We start from the raw sequence: 19,861 nt of genomic DNA, 5'->3' as shown, positions 1-19,861 counted from the left end.
ACAAGCGAAAATAGCCAAACAGCAAGTCGCTGATTTCGTTGGATATTGTAACGGGGGCGGGTCGCAAGCCCGCATCAGGGCAAGACCGACCTACCGTCGCAAAATGCGTGAAAATCAAGGGTACGCCATTGGGGGCTCCATTGGCACGGGCCTGTTCGTGGCCACGGGCGCATCGATATCGCAGGCAGGCCCCGGAGGCGCGATCCTTTCGTACATGGTGATCGGCCTGATGGTCTACTTCCTGATGACGAGCCTCGGCGAGATGGCGGCGTTCATGCCTGTTTCGGGCTCGTTCGCCGCGTACGGTGCAAAGTTCGTCGATGAAGGCTTCGGTTTCGCCATCGGCTGGAACTACTGGTATAGCTGGGCCGTGACGATCGCCGTCGAACTGGTCGCGGCGCAGCTCGTGATGGGCTACTGGTTCCCGCACGTGCCGGGCATCTGGTGGAGCGCGCTCTTCCTGGCTGTGGTTTTCTCGTTCAACGCGTTGTCGGTTCGCGGCTTCGGCGAGGCCGAGTACTGGTTCGCGTTGATCAAGGTGCTGACCGTGCTTGCGTTCATCGCGATCGGCCTCCTGATGATTTTCGGCATCCTGCATGGCGGCCCCAGCAACGGCTGGGAAAACTTCACGATCAAGGATGCGCCGTTTGCCGGCGGCTGGAGCGCGATGCTCGGCGTTGCCATGATTGCGGGCTTTTCGTTCCAGGGCACGGAGATGATCGGCGTGGCGGCGGGTGAAGCAGAAAATCCGGGCTCGACGATTCCGCGTGCAGTCAAACAGATATTCTGGCGCATCCTGCTTTTCTACGTGCTCGCGATTTTCGTCATTGGCGTGCTCGTTCCCTACACGGATCCCAACCTACTGAAGAGCGACGTGACAGATATCGGCGTGAGTCCATTTACGCTCGTCTTCCGGCGTGCGGGTCTTGCCTTCGCGGCCGGCGTGATGAATGCGGTCATCCTCTCCGCCGTGCTGTCCGCCGGCAATTCCGGCATGTACGCGTCGACCCGCATGCTGTACAACCTCGCCATGGAAGGCCGCGCGCCGCGGCTGTTCGCGAAGCTCTCGGCAGGCGGCGTGCCGCGCAACGCATTGTATGCGACGACTGCGGTCGGGGCACTGTGCTTCCTCTCGTCGCTCTATGGCGATAAGACGATGTACCTGTGGTTGCTGAACTTGTCGGGTATGGCGGGATTCATCACGTGGCTCGGCATTGCGGTCAGCCATTATCGATTCCGCAAGGGATTCCTGAAGCAGGGCTATCGCCTCGAGCAACTGCCGTATCGCGCGAAATGGTTCCCGTTCGGCCCGATTCTCGCCGCCGTGCTGTGTACCGTCGTCACGCTCGGCCAGAACTATCAGGCTTTCCTTGCCAATAAGATAGACTGGGTAGATGTGGCCGCGACCTATATCGGCCTGCCGCTCTTTCTCGTGGTCTGGTTGGGCTACTCGATCGTGCGCAAAAGCCGGCTGGTTCGCTACGAAGACATGGAGATCGCGCCGTGGATCGAACGCCAGATGGCGGCTTCGTCCGAGACTTCGTCGAGCGCCGGTTATCCTGGCAGCATCGCTATCCAGGCGAATCAGGTGAAGGCGGCTTCGGACGTTTGATCCAGTACTGCGGCGTCGACTTTCTCCTGTCTTCCTTTCGCACATCGAAATTCTGTAATCGCATGAAAAATTACTACGAATCCACCGTCTCTCGCCCGTCCTACCCGCAACTGAGCGGCAAGACAGATACGCAAATCTGCATTGTCGGCGGCGGCCTCGCCGGCCTGAATACCGCGCTCGGGCTAGTCGAGCGCGGCGTGCGCGACGTCGTCGTGCTCGATGCCGAGCGCGTGGGCTTTGGCGCATCGGGCCGTAACGGCGGCTTCGTGTTCGGCGGTTACAGCCTCGATAATGCCGATCTGCTGCGCACGCTCGGGCACAGCCAGGCGCGCTCCCTGTACCGGCTCACGGTCGACGCCGTGGACCTGATCCGCACGCGCATCGCGCGCTACGGCATCGATTGCGAGATCGTCGATCGTGGCGTCATGCTTGCGAACTGGTTCGATGATCCGTCGCGGCTCGACGCCACGCGCACGCTGATGAAGCGCGATTTTGGCGTCGACTGGGAGCCGGTGACGAAGGACGCATTGCGCTCGCAGTTGAAGACCACGCGTTATCACGGCGGACTCTTCGAGCCCAACGCTTTTCATTTCCATCCGCTGAAGTACGTGCTCGGTGTGGCGAACGCCGCTGCGCAGGGCGGCGCCCGAATCTACGACCAATCGCCGGTGCGCGCGATCGAGCGGAACGGCGCGGGCTTCGTCGTGCGCACGCCACATGGCAGCGTGACGGCGAAGGATGTCGTGTTCGCCGGCGGCGGCTATGCGCGCGGCGTCGCACCGCGTATCGAGCGCGCGGTATTGCCGATCGCGACCTACGTGATCACCACCGAGCCGCTCGGCGCGCGCCTGGCCGATGCGATCGACGCACCCTACGCGGTCTACGACACGCGCTTCGCGTTCGACTATTACCGGCCGCTGAAGGACACGCGCATTCTTTGGGGTGGCCGGATCTCGGTGCTCGACCGCGGCCCGGAAGCCATCGCGCGATTGCTCAAGCGCGACCTCGCACGCGTGTATCCGCAACTGGCGGATGTGAAGATCGAACACGCGTGGGGTGGCTTGATGAGCTACGCGCGGCACAAGATGCCGCAAATCGGTCGAGACGCCGACGGCGTCTGGCATGCCATCGCGTTCGGCGGCCACGGCATGGCGCCCACCACGGTTGCGGGCGAGACGCTTGCCGACGCCTTGGCGCTGGGCGTGCCGGTGCCCGAAGGCTTTTCCGCATTCAGCCTGACGCGCACCTTCGGCCTCGCGGGCCTCGCGGCCGCACAATTGACGTACAGTGCTTTCCAGGCGCGCGATGCGCTGGCTGGATACCGCCACTGAGTCCCGCATTCACTTCGCGCAACCCGATGCCTGCTGCGAGGCCGGGTTGCCTGCGCGGGTTACGTATTCGACGGCGTCAGTGAATACAGGAGCCGATGCGCCGATTCGTGAAGAAGAATGAGCGCCCGTTTTATTGGGCATTCTTCACGAAGGCAGCATACAGCCATGCAGCAATCCGCGCCCGAGATGAAACTGCGCGGCAACGCCTGCTGCATGCAACCGCTCGACGTAAAAATTGCCATCGTCACGCAAGGGATCGAATTCGGCCACGGCCACGAAAGCCGGCGGCATGCCGGCGAACGACGCTATGGCACGCCTGTATCAGGCTTTTGTCGAGGCGATAGCGCACTTCCTGGGCCCGCTGGAGCCGTACACTCAGCCGCTCCGCGCGCGGGGTGTGCCGCTGTGCTGGAATCCGCATGTTCGGTGCGGTTTGTTGTCAAGACGCGTCTATTTCGGCTCCCTATACTCGCCTGACATTGCCCGGCGCCACGCCACTCCCCCTTCTGGGAGGCAAGCCATGTCGACGATTCCAGCACGCATAGAACGCATGCCGTATTCGAGCTTTCATCGGCGATTGTTGTGGCTGGGAGGGCTTGGCTATGTGTTCGATGCGATGGATGCCGCCGTGCTGGCCTTCATGCTGCCGGTGCTGCGCACGCAGTGGCATCTGAGCAGCGTACAGACCGGCGTGCTCGGCAGCGGCACCTTCATCGGGTATTTCTTCGGCGCCGCGCTCGCCGGCATCCTCGGCGACGTGATCGGGCGGCGCACGGTCATGGTGTGGGCGCTGATCATCTACTGCATCGCTTCGCTCATTAGCGCCGGGGCGCAGGACTGGCCGTTCTTCATGGCGATGCGCATCGTAGCCGGCGTTGGCACCGGCGCGGAAAGCGCCATCGTGGCGCCGTTTCTCTCCGAGTTCGTGGCGCGCAAGTATCGCGGCACGTTCACCGGCAGTCTGGCGGCGTTCTTTTCGTTCGGCTTCGTCGCCGCCGCGGTGCTCGGTTATCTGGTCATCCCGCTGGCACCCGATGCCTGGCGCGTCGTCTCGGTGATCACCGCGCTGCCGGTCGTCATGCTGCTGTGGTGGCGGCGTGCATTGCCGGAGTCGCCGCGCTGGCTCGATACGCGCGGCAGAACCGCAGAAGCCGCGGCGATCGTCGACAAAATGGAAGCGGAGGTGCGCGCCAACGGCTTGCAGCTCGAACCGCTGCAAGCGCACGAGCCGGCCGCGCCGGCGACCGCGGGGCGCGGCACGCCGCTCGGCAACCTCAAGGCGCTCTGGTCGCGCGAACTGGCGAGCATCACCGCGATGGCCTGGCTCATGTGGCTGTCGATCACGTTCAGCTACTACGCGTTCTTTACGTGGATTCCCGGCTTGCTGGTGCAAAGCGGCATGACCATCACGCGCAGCTTTTCGTATTCGCTCGTCATGTACCTCGCGCAAATCCCCGGTTATTTTTCGGGTGCGTGGCTCAATGAAAGGATCGGCCGTCAGGCCACCATCGCGAGCTACATGGCCCTGGGCGGCCTCTCCGCGCTGGGACTCGCGCTCACCCACGGCAATGCCGAAATCCTGACCGCGGGCTTCCTGCTGTCGTTCTTCATGAACGGCACGTATGCCGGTGTCTACGCTTTCACGCCCGAAGTGTTCCCGACCGACGTTCGTGCGACCGGCATGGGCGTCGCTTCGGCAATCGGGCGCCTGGGCGCGATCGCCGCGCCGATCCTCGTTGGCTATCTCTACCCGCGCCTCGGCTTTGGCGGGGTTTTTGGCGCCACGACGCTGGTGCTGATCATCGGCGCGCTCGCCGTTCTGATCATGGGCGTACCCACGCGCGGCCGCTCGCTCGAAGAAATTGCCGCCATGCGCATGAAGCGCTCGGAGTCGGCGCATGACACGCTCGCGCGAGGCAACCAAAGGAGGAACGTATGAACCGCATCCTGTTCAAGAACGGTGCTTTGCTCGATCCGCTGCAAGGCGCTTTGCAGCCGGGCCACAATCTGCTGGTGGAAGGCGACACGATCAAGGCAATGTCGACACAGCCGATTGACGTGCACGACGCGCAGATCTTCGATCTCGCAGGAAAGACCCTCATGCCGGGCCTGATCGACCTGCACGCGCATATGGTCGCGACACAGTTCGACTTGCCGGCCCAGGCACGAATGCCCAACGTCTTCGTCACGCTCAAGGCGGTTCCGATCATGCGCGGCATCTTGCGGCGCGGATTCACGACCGTGCGCGATGCGGGGGGCGCCGGCTTCGCGCTGAAGCAATCGATCGAAATGGGCCTTGCGCAGGGGCCACGCCTGTTCGTTGCCGGGCGTGCGCTCAGCCAGACCGGCGGCCACGGCGACGTGCGCGCGCGCTCGGACTTCATCGTCGGCGACGCGCCGTGCAACTGCTGCGTGCGCGTCGGGGCCTTGAGCCGCGTGGTCGATGGCGTCGACGCGTTGCGCCGGGCCGTGCGGGAAGAACTGCAGATGGGCGCCGACCAGATCAAGATCATGGCCTCGGGCGGGGTCGCGTCGCCGACCGATCCGGTCGGCGCGCTCGGTTACTCGGAGGACGAGATCCGCGCGGTCGTCGCCGAAGCCCACGCGCGCGGCACTTACGTGATGGCGCATGCCTATACGCCCGAATCGATGCAGCGTGCGGTGCGCTGCGGTGTACGCACCATCGAGCACGGCAATCTGATCGACGCACCGACCGCCGCGCTGATGTCCGAGCACGGCGCGTACGCGGTGCCCACGCTGGTGGCCTACGAAGCGTTGCATCTGGAAGGGGAGCGCTACGGCTTGCCCCCCGAGAGCGCGGCCAAGATCGACATCGTGCGCGAGGCCGGCTTGCAGTCACTGGAAATATTCAAACGCGCCGGGGTCAAGATGGGCTTTGGCACCGATCTGCTCGGCCCATCGCATCGCATGCAAAGCGACGAGTTCACGATTCGCGCGCAAGTCCTGACGCCTGGGGAGATCATCAGCAGCGCCACCACCATCGGCGCCGAAATCCTCGGCATGACGGGCAAGCTGGGACGCCTGGCACCGGGCGCCTATGCCGACGTGCTGGTGGTCGATGGCGATCCGCTGCGCGACCTGAGCTGCCTCGGCGGCCAGGGCGATCACATTCCGCTGGTGATGAAGGGCGGACACGTCGAGTTCAACGAATTGCGTTGAAGCGGTCAAGGCATGCTAGCCGAATTGGCAGACAGGCTGGCACTTGTGCGGACATCACTAGTGAATATTCCGGGTTGCAATCTCGCCGCTGGAAAGCACAACTCCATGCCGCTCACACGCAGTTTCACGCGTCGCATCAATTTCCTGCAGCGTGCGTGCCGAATCCCATCCTAGCGCCTGTGCTGCAATCGCGGAGACTTCCAGCAACAATGCGTTCGTCAGATGCCCTGAGATCGCAATGGTCGTGCGGCGGAACACCAGATCCGCGAGATGCGTCACCATATCTTGCTCGCAAAGGTATCGGATTTCATGGGTCGTATACGCCGCCTTGCCCGTGAGCGAATGATCCGCGCGTCCGTCCTGCGCATGCGCGCAGTACGCGGCGACCGCCGCAGCCGCTGTGCCATAGCGGGCGAAAAGCGTCTCGGCCCGTGCGGCCGGAAGAGTGTGGCGTTGTGCGAGCGCGCCGATCCACGCGTCCCGTTTGCCTGCATCGTGCGGATAATCACGGCCGCCGCCGATCGGCTCGTGGCGCGTGCTGATCCTGCGTGAGCGTTCGAGGCGTCCGAGCACATCGTCGGCGACGGATTCCGCAAATCCGCGAAAGGTCGTCCATTTGCCGCCCACCAGCGACAGCACCGAGATCTGCGTACCCGGCAGGTGATCGACGTGCACCACATGATCGCGGCTCACATCGCCCGGATTCGCAGCGTCTGAATAAGGCAGTGGCCGCACGCCGCTATAGCGGAAGGCGATATCCGATTGCTTGAGATCCACACGGGGAAAGACTTCGCGCAAGACGCCGAGCATATAGGCGACCTCGTCGTCCTCGCAGCGCACGCCGTCCGGATCGTCGACCCGGATATCGGTCGAGCCGATGAGCAGCTTGTCCATGAACGGATAGATGAGCGAAATGCGGCCGTCCTTCGAGCCGTAGTACACCATGCGGCCGCGCAGTTGCGCATGGAGTTCGGGATGGTCGACGATCAAATGCGACCCCTTCGCTCCGCCGATATATTTCCGCTCGATCCCGAACGCAGCATTGACGCTGTCGATCCACGCGCCGCCCGCATTGACGACGATCGCGGGCTCCGTGGCAATGCGTTCTTGCGTCACGAGATCACGCAGCCATACGACGCCGCTCTCCACGTGATCGACACTCACGTAATTGGCTGCGGCAGCGTGCTCGCAGGCAGCGAGACCATCGGCGACGAGTTCGAAGTTCAGCCGTTCGGCTTGCGTCACTTTGGCGTCGTAATACGTGGCAGTCGCCTTGATCGCAGGATCGAGCAGCGGCAGGCTCTGCAGCGACTGCTTTCTGAGCGCGAAACGGTGCCGCGGCATCGTGCGGTCATGCCGGCCGAGAAAGTCGTACATCGCCAGACCGATCTTCGAGATGACCGCGCCGCGATCGGCGAGCTTTGCCTTCATGCCGAAGAAGCGGCGCGCGGACGCGATCATGCCGCCGAAGTACGAGTGAATCGGCAATACGGTTTCGAGCGGCCGCACAAAGTGCGGCGCGTTTTTCAGCAGCAGGTTGCGCTCCAGCGTGGATTCGGCCACGAGGCGAAACTCGCCGGTTTCGAGGTACTTCACGCCGCCATGGATGAGCCGCGACGGCGCGCTGCTCGCCCCCGAAGCGAAATCCGTCTTGTCGATCAGCAGGCAGTCGACGCCTTGCAATGAGAGGTCGCGAAAGAGGCCCGCGCCGTTGATGCCGCCACCGACAATCAACACGCTGACCTTCGGCCGCTGCCTCACGCGGTCGAGAAAGAATTTGCGGTTTCGTTCTGTCATCGTTGCGCTCCCCTTTCAGTGCGCGATGGCCGCATGATCGAGCGCGGGCCACAAAGGCTGCATGGCTGCCGTGAGCCGCGACCAGAGCGCATACGCCTCGTCGAGTTGGCCATGTCGTTGGGTGTCCGGAACGTACGTGTGCGCGACCCGGCACGCGCGCGCGGTCGCTTCGGAAAGCGAGGCGAAAACGCCCACGCTGACACCGGCGCAGAGCGCAGCGCCAAGCGCGCTGGCCTCCCGACTCTCGGGAATATCGATCGCGACGCCGAGGACATCGGCGAATAGCTGGGCAAGCAGGGGACTCGACGAGCCTCCGCCAGTCAGCCCGGCCCGACGCGCAGGAAACGCGCTCGTCAATGCTTCGACGTGCCAACGGTGATTGAACACCATGCCTTCGAGCACGGCCCGCGCCAGATGCGCGCGACGATGCCACGAGCGTATGCCGAAGAACGACGCACTCGCCGGTTGCTCGAACGGCGAGCCGAACAGGAACGGATGAAACATGACCGAACTCGGCTCCGCGAAGGCCGCTTGCACTTCGTCGCCGATCAGGTCGAACAGCGAGCAGCCGCGCCGCGCGGCTTCCTGCGTTTCGTGCTGAAAGAGTTCGCGCAACGCCCAGTCGATGTTGCTCGATGAAGCAGGCGAGATGGACATGTTCATCCACTGGCCGGGGCGCGTGCCATTGCGGCATGACCAGCGCGGATCCCGTTGCGGTCGATCGGAGAGGATTTCGTTGATGCTGAACGTGCCCGCCGTAATCGAAACAACACCCGGCTCGATGTTGCCCATGCCGAGCGCGCTCGACGTGACATCGTGCAGCCCGCAGGCAACCGGCGTGCCTTCCTTCAGCCCGGTCTGCGCGGCGGCCCGCGCGGTGACCCGGCCGGCGGGCGCTGCCGAAGCGATGATCTGCGGCCGCGCATGACCGATCGACGTCAGGCCGTAGAGCGCCAGGACTTCGTCGCTGTAAGTCTGCGTATCGACATCGGTGAAGGACGAACTCGCTTCGGTCGGATCGGTGGCCGGCACGCCGGTCAGGCACAGACGCAGCCAGTCCTTGCAAAAGAGCACGTGGCCGATCTTCGCAAAGCGCTCTTGCTCGTTGAACTGGATCCACTTCAGCAGGCTCACCGCGGCGTAGGGATAGGGCTGCTGTCCCGTCAGCGTCAGCGCTTTTTCGAGCACGCCTGCCTCACGCCAGCGCTCGGTTACCTCGAATGCGCGACTGTCGAGCGACAGGACACCCGGTCCGAGCGGCGCGCCGGCGCTGTCGACGAGATAGAGCCCGTCGCCGTGCCCGGTCACGCCCACGGCCGCAATCGAGTCCGGCGGAATCTCGTGCAACGCATCGCGGATGGCGCCGCAGGCCGCTGCCCAAACCTCTTGCATGTCCCGTTCGACGTGTCGCGCGCGCGGTTGGCGCTGCTCGACCCGCCGGCTTCCCACCGCGACGGTGCGTCCGGATGTGTCAAAGACGACGGCCTTGGTGGCGGTCGAACCGCTGTCGACGCCGAGTAAATAGCGCTCCATCGTGTCTCCATGCTGTTTTTTGATGCGTTGCAACAGCTTCCTTTCGGCCCATCGGGCAGGCGAAGACCACCCAGGGTTATCGCGGATGGCAGCCGGGGAAAGGAATGCTTACCTTGAGGTCACTGAAATAAATTTCAACACACGAAAAAAATATCACTTTTCGTGGGTGCATGGAGACAACATGACGAAAATCGTCGGAAAGCGTGATGCCGAGGACAGCCTTGCGATACGCGCGGCCTGGTTGCACTACGCAGCCGGGCAGACCCAGGCCGATGTCGCGTCCCGACTCGGCGTGAGCAGCGTCAAGGCGCACCGGTTGATCACGCGCGCCAATCAGAGCGGCGCGATCAAGTTCACGATCGACGGCGATGTCGCCGAGTGCGTCGTGCTCGAAGCCGAACTGGCCCAGCGCTATGGCCTGAGTTATTGCGAAGTGGTGCCGGATCTGCACGAAGGCGACTTGCCGTTGCGTGCGTTGGGGGTCGCGGGGGCGTACTTCCTGCAACGCGAGATCGCGGCGCGCCAGGACGGCGTGATCGGCATCGGACACGGGCGCACGCTCGCCGCCGTGGTCGCGAACATCCCGCGCATGGACGCAGGCACGGTGCGTTTCGTGTCGCTGCTCGGCGGCGTGACGCGCAAGTACACCGCGAATCCGTACGACGTCATCCACAAGCTCGCCGACCAGACGGGCGCGGTGTCGTACGTGCTGCCGCTGCCGTTTTTCGCCAATACCGCGGAGGATCGCGAGGTGCTGCTCTCGCAGCGTGGCGTGCGCGAAGTATTCGATCTCGCGGCGCATGCGGATTTGATGGTCGTCGGCATCGGCTCGGTGGACGAGGACGCGCAGCTTGTCGCGTCGCAGATGATCGAGCCGGCCGAAATCGAGGAAGTGCGCAGCAAGGGCGGCAAGGGCGAACTGCTCGGCCATTTTTTCAGCGACGCCGGCGAATCCGTCGAAACGTCGCTGGCGGCGCGCACGGTCGCGCCTCCGTTGGCCGATCTGACGAGCCGGCGCATTGTGGCCATTGCCGGAGGCGCGTCGAAGATCGCGGCCATCCGCGCCGTCCTGAAGAGCGGACTCCTTAGCGGCTTGATCACCGACGAGGCCACGGCGCTGGCGCTGAATGGCGACCCTGTCGCGACGGAAGCGCCGTGATGGACAAGGTCATGGGCACAGTCACGGGCAACGCGGCACGAGATCTCCTCGTCGGCATCGACGCGGGCACCTCGGTCATCAAGGCCGTGGCCTTCGATTTGTCGGGACGGCAGATTGCCGTGGCCTCGCTGCCCAATCGCTACACGACCAGCGCCGATGGCGCGGCGACCCAGTCGCTGGCGCAAACCTGGGCCGATTGCGCGCAGACCTTGCGCGATCTCGGCGAGCAGGTCGAGGGCCTCGCGCAGCGCACGCAGGCGCTGGCGGTCACGGGCCAGGGCGATGGCACGTGGCTCGTCGGTGCGGACAATCAACCCGCAAGCGATGCCTGGCTGTGGCTCGATGCGCGCGCCGCGAACACGGTGCGCGCCTTGCAGGAAGGCCCCGCAAGTCGCGCGCGCTTCGAGGCGACCGGCACCGGGCTCGCCGCATGCAGCCAGGGCGCGCAGATCGCGCATATGGCCGCGACGATGCCGGACGTGCTGGCGCGCGCCGAAGTCGCGCTGCATTGCAAGGACTGGCTGTATCTCAATCTCACCGGCGTGCGCGCGACCGATCCGTCGGAGGCCAGCTTCACCTACGGCAACTTTCGCACGCGCCGCTACGACGACGCGGTCATCGACGCACTCGGCCTGAGCGCGCGGCGCGGCCTGCTGCCCGAGATCATCGACGGGACCGAACTCACGCATCCGCTCTCTGCGCAGGCCGCAGCCGAGACGGGCCTGCTGGCCGGTACGCCCGTGTCTCTCGGCTTCGTCGATATCGTGCTGACGGCGCTGGGCGCGGGCATCCACACCGAAGGCGCGGCGGGCGCGAGTTGCTCGATCGTCGGCTCGACGGGCATGCACATGCGGGCCATGCGCAACGAGAACGTGCATCTGAACGCGGAAGGCACGGGCTATGTCATCGCGTTGCCGTTGCCGGGCATGTCGGCGCAGGTGCAGTCGAACATGGCGGCCACGCTGAACGTCGACTGGGTGCTCAATCTCGCCTGCGATCTGCTCACGCAGTTCGGCACGAGCCTCTCGCGCAGCGACCGGATCAAATGCATCGACGGCTGGCTGCAGGAAGGGCGGCCGGGCTCGCTGCTGTATCACCCGTATATCTCGGATGCGGGCGAACGCGGGCCGTTTGTCGAGCCCAACGCGCGTGCGGACTTCATTGGACTGACGAGCGAAAGCCGCTATCCGGACCTGGTCCGCGCCGTGGTCGAAGGGCTCGGAATGGCCGCACGCGACTGCTACACGTCGATGGGCATACCCATGCCTGACGAGCTACGCCTGACCGGCGGAGCGACGCGTTCGCGCGCGTTGCGCGGCGTGCTCGGCGCCGTGGTCGGCGCGCCCACGCGGATCTCCACCCGCGAGGAAGCGGGCGCGGCCGGTGCGGCCATGATGGCTGCGGTTGCGCTCGGCGTGTACCCGAACATGAATGCGTGCATCGCCGAATGGGTGACGCCGCTGCTGGGACGGCCCGAGTCGCCCGATGCGGAATTGACCCGCTTGTACGCGCAACTTTTTCCCGCGTATCGCAAGGCACGCGAGGCGCTGGTGCCGACGTGGGCGGAAACGGCCCGATTGCTGAAATCCCGCCATCGGCCAGTTTCCGCAAGCCTCAACTAACGTCGAACATGGAACGTGAGATGAGCGAGAAGGACATGGTGGACCTGTGTGTCATCGGCGGCGGCATCAACGGCGCGGGTATCGCGCGCGATGCGGCGGGCCGCGGGCTGTCGGTAATGCTGTGCGAGAAGGACGATCTCGCGCAGGGCACGTCGTCGCGTTCCGGCAAGCTGGTTCATGGCGGCCTGCGTTATCTGGAGTACTACGAATTCCGGCTCGTGCGCGAGGCGCTGATCGAGCGCGAAGTGCTGCTCAACGCCGCGCCGCACATTATCTGGCCGCTGCGTTTCGTGCTGCCGCACAGTCCCGGCGATCGTCCCGCCTGGCTTGTGCGCACGGGCCTGTTCCTGTACGACCATCTTGGCGGCCGCAAGAAGCTGCCGGGCACGCGCTCGCTCGATCTGTGGCGTAACCCCGAAGGAGCGCCGATCAAGGACGAGTACCGCAAAGGCTTCGAGTATTCCGACTGCTGGGTCGATGACGCGCGCCTGGTGGTGCTCAACGCCGTCGATGCCGCCCGGCGCGGCACCGAAGTGCTCACGCGCACCGCGTTCGTTTCGGCGCGGCGCGAGGGCGGGACGTGGCGCGTGGAACTGCGCGACGCGCGCAACGGTGCGACTCGGGTGGTGAGCGCGCGGGCGCTGGTCAACGCGGCCGGACCCTGGGTGTCCGAAGTGATCGGGCGCGCGGGCGCGCAGTCGACGCGCAAGGTGCGGCTCGTCAAGGGTAGCCATCTCGTCACGCCGAAGTTCTGGGAAGGTCCGCATTCCTACCTCGTGCAGAACCACGACAAGCGCGTGATTTTCATCAACGCGTACGAAGGCGACAAGGCGCTCATCGGGACGACCGACGTCGCCTGGGATGGCGCGCCGGAAACGGTGGCGATCACGAACGACGAGATCGACTATCTGCTCTCGGCGGTAAACCGCTATTTCAAGCATCCGTTGCGCAAGCAGGACATCGTGGAGACATTCTCGGGCGTGCGCCCGCTCTACGACGACGGCAAGGGCAATCCGTCGGCGGTCACGCGCGATTACGTGTTCGACCTCGACGTTAGCGGCGGTGCTCCGCTCCTGAACGTCTTCGGCGGCAAGATCACCACCTTCCGCAAGCTCGCCGAGCACGCGTTGCAAAAGCTGCAGCCGACCTTCCCGAAGATGGGCGCGGACTGGACCGCAGCCGCGACGCTGCCGGGTGGCGACATCGAAGGCGCCGACGTGCCGCGTTTCATGGCGAGACTTCAGGCGCAGTACGAATGGCTGCCGCGTGACCTGTTGCGCTATTACGTGCAGACGCACGGCACGCTGACGGCCCGGGTGATCAACGGCGCGACCTCGCTTGCCGGTCTGGGCCAGCAATTCGGGCCGAGCTTCTATGAGGCGGAGGCACGTTATTTGATGGCTAACGAATGGGCTGAGTCGGCCGACGACCTGCTCACGCGGCGCACCAAGCACGGCTTGCATATGAGCGCCGCGCAAAAGGCCGCCTTCGGCGTCTGGCTCGACGGCCTCGTCAGGAAATCCGCGTAAGCAGGCGGGCCCCAACCCCGAGGCAACCCATAGGACACGAGACGAACATGGCATTCACACTCGCACTGAACACGAATCCGCTGGTGAACCGCTTCGCGGAGCCGGCCGACCTGATCGATGCCATTGCGCACGACATGAAGATCCGTGACGTGCAGTTGACTCACGAGTTCATCAATCCGTCGTGGCCGGCAGCAACGACACGCAGGCTGACGCGCGAGATGCGCGCGGCGATGACGCGTACCGGCGTGCGCATTACGTCGGGCATGACGGGGCCATACGGGCGGCTGAATCACTTCGGTCATCCGGATGCCGATGTGCGCCGCTATTACGTCGACTGGTTCAAGACCTTCGCGGATATCACCGCCGACCTGGGCGGCGATTCGATCGGCACGCAGTTCGCCATCTTCACCTACAAGGACTTCGACGACCGGGCGCGCCGCGACGCGCTGATTCAAACCGCGATCGATTGCTGGGCCGAAGTCGCCGAACATGCGAAGGCGGCGGGGCTGAAATACGTGTTCTGGGAACCCATGTCGATCGGCCGCGAGTTCGGCGAGACCATCGCCGCGTGCATGGCGCTGCAGGACAAGCTGAGCGCCGCGAACATGGCGATTCCCATGTGGATGATGGCCGATATCGACCACGGCGACGTCACGAGCCCCAATCCCGACGACTTCGATCCGTATGCGTGGGCGCGCGCCGTGCCGCGGGTGTCGCCGATCATTCACATCAAGCAGTCGCTGATGGACAAGGGCGGTCATCGTCCTTTCACCGCCGAGTTCAACGCGCGCGGCCGCATTCAGCCCGAGCCGCTGATCAAGGCGCTGCACGAAGGCGGCGGACGCGACAACGAGATTTGCCTCGAGCTGTCGTTCAAGGAGCGCGAGCCGACCGACCGGCAAGTCGTCGAGCAGATCGCCGAATCCGTGGCGTTCTGGGCCCCGCATTTCGATTCCGGCGTTGCCGATCTGAATATCTGAGGAGATCCGACGATGCACGGCACGAGGACACAGAAACTGATCAACGACGGCGACGCTGCCGTCGACGAGATGCTGGAAGGCATCATGGCTGCCCACGGCGATCTGCTCACGCGCAACGACAGTGCGCCGCGCGCGATCGTCGCACGCAGCGGGCCGCGCGCCGGCAAGGTGGCGCTCGTGATCGGCGGCGGATCGGGCCATGAGCCGACGTTTCTGGGCTTCGTCGGCAAGGGGCTGGCCGACGCGGCAGTGATCGGCAACGTCTTCGCATCGCCGCCGCCGCAACCTGCCGTGGATGCCGCGCTCGCCGCGCATGGCGGCGCGGGCGTGCTGTTCATGTACGGCAACTACGCCGGCGACGTGATGAATTTCGACATGGCCACCGAGATGCTCGAACTCGAGGGCGTCGAGGCGCGCACGGTGCTGACGACCGACGACATCGCCTCGGCGCCGCGCGAGAAGCGCGCAACGCGCCGCGGCGTGGCGGGCAACGTGTTCATCTTCAAGGCGGCGGGCGCCGCTGCCGATCTGATGATGCCGCTCGACGAGGTGGAGCGCGTGGCGCGTCATGCCAACGCGCGCACCTACACATTGGGGGTGGCGCTCGCGCCGTGCTCGCTGCCGCAAACGCGGCGTCCGAACTTCGAGATCGCGGCCGGTGAAATGGAAATCGGCATGGGCATTCACGGCGAGCCGGGCATGCGCCGCGAGCCGCTGCGCACGGCAGACGCGATCACCGACGAAATCATGGATGCGATCCTCGCCGAGATGGACGCGGCAAAGGGCGATCGCGTTGCCGTCCTCGTGAACTCGCTTGGTTCCACGCCGCTCATGGAACTGTACATCCTCAACCGCCGCGTGGCGCAGCGGCTCAAGGATGCGGGGCTCGTGGTGCATCGCACGCTGGTCGGGCCGCTTTGCACGTCGCTCGAAATGGCGGGGGCGTCGATCACCGTGATGCATCTCGACGACGAACTTCAGCGCCTCTTCGCTCACCCGTGCGAATGCGCGATGTTTCAGCAGAGGGCCGCATGATGCCCGTGCTGACGACTGCCGATCTGGCACGCCTGTTCCGCGAACTCGCGGACGCCACCGCAAAGGCGCGCGACGAGCTGTGCCGGCTCGATGGCGCGATCGGCGACGCGGACCACGGTATCGCCATGGAGCAGGGCTTCACTGCCGCCTCGAAAGCGATCGAGGTGCTGCCGGCGGACGCCACGCTCGCGGATCAGTTGAACGCGGCGGCCAAGGGTTTCCTGAACGCGGTGGGCGCTTCGTCGGGACCGCTTTATGCCACCGCGTTCATGCGTGCGGCCAAGCTTGCCGGTGCGCGGCAGGCACTGCCACTGAACGAGGCGCCAGGCCTGATCGTCGCGATGGCAGAAGGCATCCGCTCGCGCGGCCGGGCCGAAGTCGGCGAAAAGACCATGGTCGACGCCTGGGCGCCCGCTGCGGAGGCGATCGAACACGGCATGGAGGAGGGCTTGCCGGTGCGCGAGATCATGACGCGCGCGGGCGAGGCGGCAACGGCGGGCGCCGAATCGACGATCGCGATGGTCGCCACCAAGGGTCGGTCGTCGCGTCTCGGTGAACGCAGCATCGGGCACATGGACCCGGGCGCGGCGTCGGCCGCGATGGTGGTGAATGTGATCGTAGAAAACTGGAGGAGACATGGCACGGATTGAATGGGCAGACGGCCGGCAAAGCCGCCGTACCGACGCAACGGAGGTGAGCCAATGAGCGCCATTGCTCCATCGACGAAGGGTCACGGCGGCCACAAGGCTCGCCTCGTGATCGAAGTGGTGTTGCTGGTGATCTTGCTGGTTGCGATGGCGATGAGCACGAAGGTCGTGAAGATCGGCTCCAGCGCGGACTCGCAGACCCAGGAATTCGAACCGGCCGCCTACGGCAAGAAGCAATTTCCGAAAACTCAGGCCGCCATCGAAAAGCGCGCAGTCGATGCCGCCACGCTGGCCGCGGCCATCGCCAAGGATCAGGACGCGGCGGGCAAGCAGTACGGTGTGGCCGGCGGCGGCGTGGGGCCCGAGATGTCGGTGAAATTCACCGGTGTAGCGGGCAAGGAAGATGCGGGCGTGTACGAAGTGAAGGTGCCGGGTTTGCCGGACTCGCTGGTCGTGCGCGTGCAAACAGGACCGGCAATCAACGGCACGGATCTGCGCGACGCCACCGGCGACATCAGCTTCGGGCAGTTCACCAACCAGATCGACTACCAGAACGCCGGCTACGCGATCAATGCGGAAATGAAGAAAGTGGTCCTGTCGAAAGTCGATACGACCAAACTGACCGGCAAGACCGTCTCGGTCGTCGGCGTATTCCAGCTGATCAATCCGAACGGCTGGCTCGTCACTCCTGTGAAGCTGGACGTCAAATGAGCACCGCGACCCCTATCACGACACCTGCCGCAACGAAGGACGGCGTCCTGCTGTCCGCGCGCAACATCGTCAAGTCTTACGGCGGCGTGCATGCCCTGAAGGGCGTGAATTTCGAGATCCATCGCGGCAAGGTCACGACGCTGTTCGGCGAGAACGGCGCAGGCAAGTCGACCCTGATGAAGATCCTGTCCGGCGTGGAAAAGCCCACGTCGGGTGAGATCGAACTCGACGGCGAGCGGGTCGCCTTCGCCTCGTCGAGCGATGCACGCGATCACGGCATTTCGATCATTCACCAGGAGTTGAGCCTCGCGCCCAATCTGAGCGTGCGCGACAACATCTTCATGGGCCGCGAGCTGCGCACGCCGACCGGCGTGGACTTCGCCGAAGAGGCGCGCCAGACGCAGGCACTGATGGTCGACCTCGAAGAAGAGATCGACCCGATGACGCTGGTCCACGACCTGCGCCTCGGCCAGCAGCAGGTGGTCGAGATCGCACGTGCGCTCTCGGTCGATTCGCGCATCCTCATCATGGACGAGCCGACTTCCGCGCTGAGTGCCTCCGAGGTCGAGGTGCTCTTCAAGGTGATTCGCGACCTGACGAGCCGCGGCGTGTCGATCGTGTACATCTCGCACCATCTCGAAGAGGCGTTGCAGGTCACGGACTACGCCGTGGTCCTGCGCGACGGCAGGATCACCGCCACGGCGCAGCGCAAGGACATCGACCTTGGCTGGATCGTGCGCAACATGGTCGGCGAGAATTTCGATCTCGGCTCGCCGCCGACGGGTTACGCGTTCGGCGACGTCGCGCTCGACATCGACGACATCAGCGTCGCCGACGAATCGGGCACGGGCACCTCGGTGGTCGATCATCTGTCGCTCGAGGTGCGCGCGGGCGAGATCGTCTGCATCTACGGCTTGATGGGTGCGGGCCGCACGGAACTGCTCGAAGCGGTGGCCGGCCGCTCGCACCTGCCTGTCACGGGCGGCAAGGTGCTGCTCGAAGGCGAGGACATGGCGTCGCTGAGCATTGGCGAGCGCATCGCGAAGGGCCTCGTGCTGGTGCCGGAGGACCGGCAGCGCGATGGACTCGTGCCGACCATGAGCGTGGGCTCGAACATGTCGCTCGCGAGCATCCGCTCCTTTGTGAAGGGGTTCCTGATGTCGGCTGGCGCCGAGCGCGAACTCGTGGGCGAATCGATCCGCAACGTGCACGTCAAGACCTCGGGAGCGGGGGCGTCGATCCGCTCGCTCTCGGGCGGCAATCAGCAAAAGGTGGTGATCGGCAAGATGCTGGCGACCGGGCCGAAAGTCATCCTGCTCGACGAACCCAGCCGCGGCATCGACATCGGCGCGAAAGCGGAGGTGTTTCGCCTGCTCGCGGAGAACGCGAAGCAAGGTCTGGCCGTGGTCTATTCGACTTCGGAAGTCGGGGAGTGTCTGAGCGTCGCGCATCGCATCATCGTCATGCGGCGCGGCAAGATATCGGCCGAATTCGGACCGGATGCCAACAAGGACGACATCATGGCCGCCTCGGGCGAAGCCGTGGTTGTCTGATCGAAGCAATGCCAGGAGACATTCAACATGAACCATGCCGCCAAAACACCGAGATCCAGTCGCTTCGGCGGAGAAGGGCTTGACTTCGGCAAGATCCTGCTCGAAGGACGTGCGTTTTTCGCGCTGATCGCCATCGTCATTATCTTTTCCTTTCTGTCACCAAATTATTTCGCACTAGAAAACTTCCTGACGATGGCCTCGCACGTGGCCATTTACGGGATCCTTGCGATCGGCATGCTGCTCGTGATCATCAACGGAGGGATCGACCTCTCGGTCGGCTCCACGCTCGGACTCTCCGGTGTCGTCGCGGGATTCTTCATGCAGGGCGTGACGCTGAATATGCTCGGCGTCGTGGTGTATCCGCCGGTCTGGGTGGTGGTCGTGCTGTGCTGCGCGCTCGGCGCGCTCATCGGCCTCGTCAACGGGGTTCTCATCGCGCGCTTCCGGGTGCCGGCCTTCGTCGCCACGCTCGGCGTCATGTATGTCGTGCGCGGGTTCGCACTGCTGATGACCAACGGGCTCACCTACAACAACCTCGGTGGACAGGCAGACCTGGGCAATACCGGTTTCGACTGGCTTGGTTTCGACCGGCTATTCAACGTGCCGGTGGGCGTGCTGATTCTGGTGGCGATCGCAATGCTCTGCAGCATCATGCTCAATCGCTCGGCATTCGGCCGCTGGCTCTACGCCTCGGGCGGCAATGCCCGCGCGGCGGAACTCTCTGGCGTGCCGGTAAAGCACGTGCAGATCAGCGTGTACATGCTCTCGGGCACCTGCGCGGCGATCGCCGGTCTGATTCTCTCCTCGCAGCTCACCTCCGCCGGTCCGACGGCGGGCACGAGCTACGAGCTGACGGCCATCGCGGCCGTGGTGATCGGAGGCGCGTCGCTGATGGGCGGCACCGGCAATATCCGCGGCACGCTGCTCGGTGCATTCGTGATCGGCTTTCTGTCCGACGGTCTCGTGATCATCGGCATTTCATCTTACTGGCAAACCGTATTCACCGGCGCGGTCATCGTCCTCGCGGTGTTGCTGAACGCCATTCAATATCGCCGCCGTGTCAAGCGTCCCGCGCCGACCGGTGGACAACTGGCTTCTTCGCAAGGCGGCAAGGCCTGAGCCATACGGCCGGCAAGCGAGAAGTGAATTGACGCTTTTCACCATCATCCACT

Annotated in this window: 15 protein-coding genes and 1 pseudogene; 13 read left to right on the top strand and 3 right to left on the bottom strand. The window is 64.6% G+C overall.

Annotation, left to right across the window (positions count from 1 at the left end; genetic code table 11):
* Positions 1-73 precede the first annotated feature (73 nt).
* Together AB4Y43_RS27020 and AB4Y43_RS27015 are read left to right on the top strand one after the other, a co-directional pair.
* Entirely contained in the window at positions 74-1,612 is a 1,539-nt protein-coding gene (locus AB4Y43_RS27020) for an amino acid permease (RefSeq protein ID WP_368729195.1), read from the top strand.
* A gap of 62 nt (positions 1,613-1,674) precedes the next feature.
* Entirely contained in the window at positions 1,675-2,943 is a 1,269-nt protein-coding gene (locus AB4Y43_RS27015) for an NAD(P)/FAD-dependent oxidoreductase (protein ID WP_368729192.1), read from the top strand.
* 159 nt (positions 2,944-3,102) lie between these two features.
* On the opposite strand, the pseudogene AB4Y43_RS27010 reads toward AB4Y43_RS27015, so the two are convergent.
* Positions 3,103-3,252 (bottom strand): annotated as a pseudogene (locus AB4Y43_RS27010) (alpha/beta hydrolase fold domain-containing protein); the annotation flags it as partial.
* A gap of 211 nt (positions 3,253-3,463) precedes the next feature.
* On the opposite strand from AB4Y43_RS27010, the gene AB4Y43_RS27005 reads away from it, so the two are divergent.
* Both AB4Y43_RS27005 and AB4Y43_RS27000 read left to right on the top strand, forming a co-directional pair.
* Positions 3,464-4,882, top strand: a complete 1,419-nt coding sequence (locus AB4Y43_RS27005) for an MFS transporter (RefSeq protein ID WP_368729191.1) — start codon at positions 3,464-3,466, stop codon at positions 4,880-4,882.
* Entirely contained in the window at positions 4,879-6,123 is a 1,245-nt protein-coding gene (locus tag AB4Y43_RS27000) for an amidohydrolase family protein (RefSeq protein WP_368729190.1), read from the top strand. Before AB4Y43_RS27005 ends, AB4Y43_RS27000 begins: the two co-directional genes overlap by 4 nt.
* A 57-nt stretch (positions 6,124-6,180) precedes the next feature.
* On the opposite strand, the gene AB4Y43_RS26995 is transcribed toward AB4Y43_RS27000, so the two are convergent.
* Both AB4Y43_RS26995 and AB4Y43_RS26990 read right to left on the bottom strand, forming a co-directional pair.
* Positions 6,181-7,920, bottom strand: a complete 1,740-nt coding sequence (locus AB4Y43_RS26995) for a glycerol-3-phosphate dehydrogenase/oxidase (protein WP_368729189.1) — start codon at positions 7,918-7,920, stop codon at positions 6,181-6,183.
* A gap of 15 nt (positions 7,921-7,935) precedes the next feature.
* The gene (locus tag AB4Y43_RS26990) at positions 7,936-9,453 is read right to left on the bottom strand and encodes an FGGY-family carbohydrate kinase (RefSeq protein WP_368729188.1); all 1,518 of its coding nucleotides are present in this window, start codon (positions 9,451-9,453) and stop codon (positions 7,936-7,938) included.
* A 181-nt stretch (positions 9,454-9,634) separates the two neighbouring features.
* On the opposite strand from AB4Y43_RS26990, the gene AB4Y43_RS26985 reads away from it, so the two are divergent.
* The 9 genes from AB4Y43_RS26985 to AB4Y43_RS26945 are packed head-to-tail and all read left to right on the top strand — an operon-like array spanning position 9,635 to position 19,808.
* The gene (locus AB4Y43_RS26985; RefSeq protein WP_368729187.1) at positions 9,635-10,612 is read left to right on the top strand and encodes a sugar-binding transcriptional regulator; all 978 of its coding nucleotides are present in this window, start codon (positions 9,635-9,637) and stop codon (positions 10,610-10,612) included.
* Positions 10,612-12,234: an FGGY-family carbohydrate kinase gene (locus AB4Y43_RS26980; RefSeq protein WP_368684996.1), complete on the top strand. Its 1,623-nt coding sequence runs from the start codon at positions 10,612-10,614 to the stop codon at positions 12,232-12,234. The genes AB4Y43_RS26985 and AB4Y43_RS26980 overlap by 1 nt, the downstream gene beginning before the upstream one ends.
* A gap of 20 nt (positions 12,235-12,254) precedes the next feature.
* On the top strand, positions 12,255-13,763 hold the full coding sequence (locus tag AB4Y43_RS26975) for a glycerol-3-phosphate dehydrogenase (RefSeq protein ID WP_069267204.1): 1,509 nt from the start codon (positions 12,255-12,257) through the stop codon (positions 13,761-13,763).
* A gap of 47 nt (positions 13,764-13,810) precedes the next feature.
* On the top strand, positions 13,811-14,743 hold the full coding sequence (locus AB4Y43_RS26970) for a sugar phosphate isomerase/epimerase family protein (protein ID WP_368729186.1): 933 nt from the start codon (positions 13,811-13,813) through the stop codon (positions 14,741-14,743).
* Between the two features lie 12 nt (positions 14,744-14,755).
* On the top strand, positions 14,756-15,778 hold the full coding sequence (locus AB4Y43_RS26965) for a dihydroxyacetone kinase subunit DhaK (RefSeq protein WP_368729185.1): 1,023 nt from the start codon (positions 14,756-14,758) through the stop codon (positions 15,776-15,778).
* A complete protein-coding gene (dhaL, locus tag AB4Y43_RS26960; RefSeq protein WP_368729184.1) occupies positions 15,775-16,428 on the top strand; it encodes a dihydroxyacetone kinase subunit DhaL in 654 nt (217 codons plus the stop codon). The genes AB4Y43_RS26965 and dhaL overlap by 4 nt, the downstream gene beginning before the upstream one ends.
* Positions 16,429-16,479: 51 nt before the next feature.
* A complete protein-coding gene (locus tag AB4Y43_RS26955) occupies positions 16,480-17,136 on the top strand; it encodes a DUF2291 family protein (protein ID WP_368729183.1) in 657 nt (218 codons plus the stop codon).
* Complete coding sequence (locus AB4Y43_RS26950; RefSeq protein ID WP_368729182.1) at positions 17,133-18,689, top strand: sugar ABC transporter ATP-binding protein; 1,557 nt, start codon at positions 17,133-17,135, stop codon at positions 18,687-18,689. The genes AB4Y43_RS26955 and AB4Y43_RS26950 overlap by 4 nt, the downstream gene beginning before the upstream one ends.
* Positions 18,690-18,716: 27 nt before the next feature.
* Complete coding sequence (locus tag AB4Y43_RS26945) at positions 18,717-19,808, top strand: ABC transporter permease (RefSeq protein WP_368729181.1); 1,092 nt, start codon at positions 18,717-18,719, stop codon at positions 19,806-19,808.
* Positions 19,809-19,861: the final 53 nt, after the last annotated feature.

Origin of the sequence: Paraburkholderia sp. BR10872, assembly GCF_040965835.1 — a bacterium.
Taxonomy (GTDB): Bacteria; Pseudomonadota; Gammaproteobacteria; order Burkholderiales; family Burkholderiaceae; genus Paraburkholderia; species Paraburkholderia nodosa_A.
Note: the sequence above shows the minus strand (reverse complement) of the source record. Positions and strands in the feature narration are given on the sequence as shown.

Bases quoted from the DNA above. Each gene is read 5' to 3' on its own strand.
- AB4Y43_RS26990 (WP_368729188.1), bottom strand. From the start codon at position 9,453: ATGGAGCGCTATTTACTCGGCGTCGACAGCGGTTCGACCGCCACCAAG.
- AB4Y43_RS26985 (WP_368729187.1), top strand. From the start codon at position 9,635: ATGACGAAAATCGTCGGAAAGCGTGATGCCGAGGACAGCCTTGCGATA.
- AB4Y43_RS26950 (WP_368729182.1), top strand. From the start codon at position 17,133: ATGAGCACCGCGACCCCTATCACGACACCTGCCGCAACGAAGGACGGC.
- AB4Y43_RS27000 (WP_368729190.1), top strand. From the start codon at position 4,879: ATGAACCGCATCCTGTTCAAGAACGGTGCTTTGCTCGATCCGCTGCAA.
- AB4Y43_RS26975 (WP_069267204.1), top strand. From the start codon at position 12,255: ATGAGCGAGAAGGACATGGTGGACCTGTGTGTCATCGGCGGCGGCATC.
- AB4Y43_RS26945 (WP_368729181.1), top strand. From the start codon at position 18,717: ATGAACCATGCCGCCAAAACACCGAGATCCAGTCGCTTCGGCGGAGAA.
- AB4Y43_RS27015 (WP_368729192.1), top strand. From the start codon at position 1,675: ATGAAAAATTACTACGAATCCACCGTCTCTCGCCCGTCCTACCCGCAA.
- AB4Y43_RS26965 (WP_368729185.1), top strand. From the start codon at position 14,756: ATGCACGGCACGAGGACACAGAAACTGATCAACGACGGCGACGCTGCC.
- AB4Y43_RS26980 (WP_368684996.1), top strand. From the start codon at position 10,612: ATGGACAAGGTCATGGGCACAGTCACGGGCAACGCGGCACGAGATCTC.
- AB4Y43_RS26995 (WP_368729189.1), bottom strand. From the start codon at position 7,920: ATGACAGAACGAAACCGCAAATTCTTTCTCGACCGCGTGAGGCAGCGG.
- AB4Y43_RS26970 (WP_368729186.1), top strand. From the start codon at position 13,811: ATGGCATTCACACTCGCACTGAACACGAATCCGCTGGTGAACCGCTTC.
- dhaL (WP_368729184.1), top strand. From the start codon at position 15,775: ATGATGCCCGTGCTGACGACTGCCGATCTGGCACGCCTGTTCCGCGAA.
- AB4Y43_RS27005 (WP_368729191.1), top strand. From the start codon at position 3,464: ATGTCGACGATTCCAGCACGCATAGAACGCATGCCGTATTCGAGCTTT.
- AB4Y43_RS26955 (WP_368729183.1), top strand. From the start codon at position 16,480: ATGAGCGCCATTGCTCCATCGACGAAGGGTCACGGCGGCCACAAGGCT.